Source organism: Streptomyces sp. NPDC058240, from assembly GCF_042882135.1.
GTDB lineage: Bacteria > Actinomycetota > Actinomycetes > Streptomycetales > Streptomycetaceae > Streptomyces.
In genome coordinates, this window is the sequence record NZ_JBHVWT010000151.1 from 1 (window position 1) to 1,622 (window position 1,622).

The window sequence follows — 1,622 nt, forward strand, 5'->3', positions numbered from 1 at the left end:
CGGCGAGTATTTGCTGGGTGGCGCCACTTCTTCCTCGTTTCCTTCTCAGGGCGATCCTATTGGATCCCTGTCCGGAAACTTCGAGGCACCCCACCACCCCTGGAGCGGCCGATCCCGTGATCAGGCGGCTCGACCGCTGGATTCGTGTAGTTCGACCCATCCCCCTGTGGGGCGGATCGTGTTCGTCGCATGCTGATGCGCGCGAGCGATCGTCGAGTCCACCGACAGCGACCAATCGATCAGCCCCTCCGCGTCCGCCTGCGCGGTGAGCGTCGCCAGCACCTTGTCCCAGGTGCCCTCGACAGCCATCCGGTGATGCCACGTCCACACCGTCTGCCACGGTCCGAACACCTCAGGAAGATCACGCCACGCGATCCCGCACCGATACCGGTAGATGATCCCTCGACCATCGACCGCGCATCCGAGAACTTCCGGCCCGGGCGTCCCGTCGGTTTCGGGAGCATCCCCTCGATCAACGACCACTGGGCATCCGAGAGCAACTGAAAACGCGACACGGGACCAGAGTTCCAGCCAGAACGCTCAACCTTTGCCAGACACGCCCTAGGGGATCCGGCCAATGGCTTCGGGTCAGGTCCGCTTGCGGCTCGCGATCTCGTCAGAGAGCTGCTGCACGTGGGCGGGGTCCGCGTCCCGGGCAAGGGCGACGTAGTGGTCCATGACGGCCGGCCGGTAGCGCACGGGCAACGTCTGTCCTGGGGCGAGTCGGGTGAGCTCGGTGATCGTGAGGTCTTCGTCTGCGATACCGCGGAACGAGATGCCGTCGGCGGTCTCCACGTCAAACATCAGGACCACGCGTGGACTGCCGTCGCTGCTGACCTCCCGCCAGTCGACGAGAACGCCGAGCGCAAGCGCCCCCGTACGCAGTTCCGCATTGCGCTTCCGTGCATCACTGCTCAGGAGCGGGTTCGGGGCGACGCCCGGGAAGTCGGGCCCGACGCCGAGCGATTCCCGACTCAGGTCGGGCCTGAGCTGCGCCATCAGATCGTTGAACTTCTTCTTCGAACCGAACATCCTGACCCCTCCCTCACACCGGTGCCGGAATCTCGGCCTGGCGCTTCGCCTTCACTGCGATTGTACGTCGCGGCCATTCCCGACCTCCGTCGCATCGCCCCGTCCCGATGGGGTCGCCGTCTGCGGTCGCGGACGGGCTCGGTCGGTGCACCTGTCTGTCGGACGAGCCACGTCCGCACGCCGACAGGAGGACCAAGCCGTGATCGATATTGACCCCAACAGTAGCGGGCTTCCGGGGATCGCGCAGTTGCGCGACATCGTGGGCGCGGTGATGACCGTCGGCCTGTTCCTGAGCGTGCTCGCGCTCATCATCTCGGCGATCGTCTGGGGTTTCGGAGCCAACAGCAGCAACCCTCATCTCGCGTCCCGTGGCAAGACCGGGGTGCTGGTCTCGTGCGGTGCCGCGATCCTGTGCGGAGCGGCGGTCACGCTGATCAACTTCTTCTGGACCGTGGGGCCTTCCCCTTGATCGTGGACACCGGTTGTCATGCGGCAGTGGCCAGCGTAGTTGATCGTTGTTCGTAGGCGATCGGGCTGATCTGGCCGAGGCGGGAGTGCCGTCGGCGGGTGTTGTAGCGGGTTGCCCATCG

Annotated in this window: 3 protein-coding genes; 1 reads left to right on the forward strand and 2 read right to left on the reverse strand. The window is 65.7% G+C overall.

Annotation, left to right across the window (positions count from 1 at the left end):
* Positions 1-120: 120 nt before the first annotated feature.
* Positions 121-483, reverse strand: coding sequence for a transposase (locus ACFVX4_RS42050; RefSeq protein WP_389988795.1), 363 nt, complete (start codon positions 481-483; stop codon positions 121-123).
* A gap of 105 nt (positions 484-588) precedes the next feature.
* Entirely contained in the window at positions 589-1,032 is a 444-nt protein-coding gene (locus tag ACFVX4_RS42055; RefSeq protein WP_329831120.1) for a hypothetical protein, read from the reverse strand.
* A 199-nt stretch (positions 1,033-1,231) separates the two neighbouring features.
* On the opposite strand from ACFVX4_RS42055, the gene ACFVX4_RS42060 reads away from it, so the two are divergent.
* Entirely contained in the window at positions 1,232-1,501 is a 270-nt protein-coding gene (locus tag ACFVX4_RS42060) for a DUF6112 family protein (protein ID WP_389988798.1), read from the forward strand.
* The last annotated feature ends 121 nt before the right edge of the window (positions 1,502-1,622 follow it).

Bases quoted from the DNA above. Each gene is read 5' to 3' on its own strand.
- ACFVX4_RS42055 (WP_329831120.1), bottom strand. From the start codon at position 1,032: ATGTTCGGTTCGAAGAAGAAGTTCAACGATCTGATGGCGCAGCTCAGG.